We start from the raw sequence: 3,404 nt of genomic DNA, 5'->3' as shown, positions 1-3,404 counted from the left end.
CGCGCGCGGGCGGCAAGCCGATCGAGGCGACCTCGACGGTCAGGCCCGGCAACGAGAAGCAGCAGTACGCGTTCCACTCGTTCGGCGCGGTGTTCGTCGAGGTGCATGTCGACGCGGACCTCGGCACGATCCGCGTGCCGCGCGTGGTGGCCGTCTACGACGTGGGACGCGTGCTCAACGAGAAGACCGCGCGCAGCCAGATGATGGGCGGCATCGTGTGGGGCATCGGCGCGGCGCTGCAGGAAGAGTCGTCGCTCGATACGCGCTACGGGCGCTTCACGAACGCGAATCTGGCCGAGTATCACGTGCCCGTGAATGCCGATATCGACACGCTCGACATCGCCTTCATCGGCCGGCCCGACCCGTATATCAACTCGCTCGGCGTGCGCGGGATTGGCGAGATCGGCATTACGGGCGTGCCGGCCGCGATCGCGAATGCGGTGTATCACGCGACCGGCGTGCGGGTGCGGGATCTGCCGATTACGCTCGATAAGGTGATGCGGGTTTAGTGGTGTATGTCGGGGTGTTGGCGGTGGGGTGTTGGCGGTGAGGTGTTGGCGGTGAGGTGTTGGCGGTGAGGTGTTGGCGGTGAGGTGTTGGCGGTGAGGTGTTGGTGGTGAGGTGTTGGTGGTGAGGTGTTGGTGGTGAGGTGTTGGTGGTGGGGTGTTGGTGGTGAGGTGCTGGCCGTGCGGTGCTGGCCGTGCGGTGCTGGCCGTGCGGTGCCGGCCATGAGGTGCTGGCCATGAGGTGCTGGCGGTGGGAGATTGGCAGCGCGCGATTGCGTTACGGTGTCGAAAAGCGGCGCGGCCAACGCCATATGCCGGCATTCGCGCTTGCCTGACGTGGCCTTGCATCGCACAATCGGTCTCGTTCCTTCTATTGGGATTCGCCGATGGCCTACGCCTCGCTCGCCACAGGTGTCTTGCTCGCCGCCGGGTTCGGCTCGCGTTTCGATCCGGACGGGCTGCGCAACAAACTGCTCGCACGCCTGCCCGACGGCACGCCCGTCGCTCATGAATCGGCGCATCGGCTGCTGCTCGTCGTGCCGCATGTGATCGCGGTGGTGCGGCCCGGCTCGGATGCGCTCGCCCGCGTGCTCAACGATGCCGGCTGCGACGTCGTGTTCGCGGCCGGCGCCGAACGCGGCATGGGCGCGAGCCTCGCGGCGGGCATCGCAGCGAGCGACGACGCCGAGGGCTGGATCGTCGCGCTCGCGGACATGCCGCGCATCTCGATTCCGACGATCGAAACGGTGGCCCGCACGCTCGACGACGGCGCCGCGCTCGTCGCGCCGTTTTACGACGGACAGCGCGGCCATCCGGTCGGCTTCGGCGTCGAGCATTGCGAGGCGCTGCTCGCGCTCGACGGCGACGCGGGCGCCAGATCGCTGCTGATGACCCAACGTTTGACGCGCGTGGATGTCGACGATCCGGGCATCCTGCGCGACGTCGATACGCCGGAGGATTTGCGCGGGATTTAGGGGCGGTTTTTGCGGCTTTGCCGTTCTGCGGGTTTGTCACCCGCCAGCGGCGAACCCGGCATGCGCTTGCCTCGTTCTCACGGCCATTCTCAGAGCCATTTCGCCGCAGTCATCCCGAGCCTCGACCGCGCGGCATCTCCCGGCAAAAGCATCGGACTCGCCCAACCCGTCGCCCCCGCTTGCCCCAATCCCCCTTTGCGCACATACTGTATATTTATACAGTATTTTGCCGTCGTGAAATGCATCCTGATCGAACCGACTTTTGCCGCCTGGCGCCGTGCGGCGCGCGAAGCGCTGCGCGAAGGCATCGAGCCTCTATCGGTCGAATGGATTGAAGCCGAGGGCGAGGGCGAAGCGGAAAAAACCGCAACGCCACGAACCCGACCGTTCCTGGATAAAACCACCCTCGGCGCCGAAACGCCGCTCCTCGCTCGCCCCACACCCGCCATCCCCCGCGATCTGCTCGTGCAGCTAAAAACCGCCGCGTGCCATCGCTCGGACGATCGCTGGACTCTGCTCTACCGCATCCTGTGGCGCTGGACGCAGGGCGAACGCGGCGTCATCGAACTGCACGACCCCGACGGCGCGCTGCTCGCGCAACGCGTCGAGGCGATCGAGCGGGCCACCGCCGAACTCGTGCTCGGCACGCTGTTCAGACGGCGCGATCCGTCGATGGGGCCACCGGAATTCGTCGGCTGGTACGAGCCGCATCACGACCTGCTCGAACGCGCCGCCACGGAGTTCGCCGCGGACATGGGCAACTCCACGTGGATGCTCGCGACCCCGCGAGGCGCGGCGTTCTGGAACGGCATGCTGTTGCGCATCGGCCGGCCGGCCGCAGAAGAATATATCGAGGCCGAACATGCTTTGCCGGCGAGCGCGATGACCGGCGAAGCCGTCACGAGCGAACCGGCCGAAGCACTATGGCTTGCCTGGTACGCGAACGTCGTCAACGCGCAACCTGCGCCGGTGCCGCTGCGCTACTGGCGCACGCCGCCCGCCGGTCCGCCGCTGCCCGCGCATCTCGCACGCGAGCGCACGCGTCTTGGCGCGCGGGGTGCCGCCGTTCACGTGGCGCAGCCACCGCCCATCGAGATTTCCGCGCTCACGCCGCCGTTGCGCGAGCCGAACGGCCCGCTCGCCACCTGCCGGCGCTGCGGACTGTGGCGCAATGCGAAGCAGGCTGTCGCCGGAATCGGTCCCGCGCACGCGGCGATCATGGCGCTCGGCGAGCAGCCCGGCGAATACGAGAACCAGCACGGCGAACCGTTCGGCGGCGCGGCCGGGAAGTTGCTCGATACGGTGCTTGCGCGCGCCGGTGTCGAGCGCGCGGCGTTGTATCTGACCTATGCGGTCAAGCATTACAAGTGGGAGATAGCGACCGAGGCGCGCGCTATTCCACGGCAGCCGGGCCCGCAGCGCGAGAGCGGGCAGCGCGTCCATCGCGCGCCGGAACGCAGCGAAGTCGAGGCTTGCGGATACTGGCTGGACGAGGAGCTGACGCAAGTCGCCCCGCGCGTCGTCGTCACGCTCGGGCCGACCGCGCTGAAAGCGTTGACCGGCGCGCACGTCAATCTGTCCGAATACCTCGGGCTCACGATCGCGCATCGCGGACGCCTGATCGTGCCGACGTGGCATCCGTCGTACGCGCTCAGAACCGCCGACGCGCGGCTGCGCGAGGATATCGTCGCGAACCTCGTGGCGGCGTTCAGGCATGCGACGGTGTTGGCGGCTCAGACGGCTCAGGCAACTCAAGCAACTCAAGCAACTCAAGCAACTCAAGCAATTTAGACTGCTTAGAGCGTGTTAGATGGTATGGACGCCTCCCCCCGGCAACGGGTAAGGGAAGCCAGGCGACAGAGCGCATCTGCAACTGCCTGTACAGTGGATGCGTCGTGCCCATCAGCTCACGCAGGAGGTTTCC

The 3,404-nt window shown here is 67.2% G+C and carries 3 protein-coding genes; all 3 read left to right on the top strand.

The features are described 5' to 3' along the window. Positions 1–509: molybdopterin cofactor-binding domain-containing protein (locus tag GXB81_RS30670; protein ID WP_205991172.1), on the top strand; the 509-nt coding region annotated here is incomplete at its 5' end. Between the two features lie 383 nt (positions 510–892). Next, entirely contained in the window at positions 893–1,480 is a 588-nt protein-coding gene (locus tag GXB81_RS30665; protein ID WP_167283670.1) for a nucleotidyltransferase family protein, read from the top strand. A 234-nt stretch (positions 1,481–1,714) separates the two neighbouring features. Further along, on the top strand, positions 1,715–3,271 hold the full coding sequence (locus GXB81_RS30660; protein ID WP_205991171.1) for a DUF4130 domain-containing protein: 1,557 nt from the start codon (positions 1,715–1,717) through the stop codon (positions 3,269–3,271). Positions 3,272–3,404 lie beyond the last annotated feature (133 nt).

It is taken from the genome of Paraburkholderia sp. Ac-20336, from assembly GCF_017105025.1.
Classification (GTDB): Bacteria; Pseudomonadota; Gammaproteobacteria; order Burkholderiales; family Burkholderiaceae; genus Paraburkholderia.
This window is presented reverse-complemented; position numbering and strand designations above follow the sequence as displayed.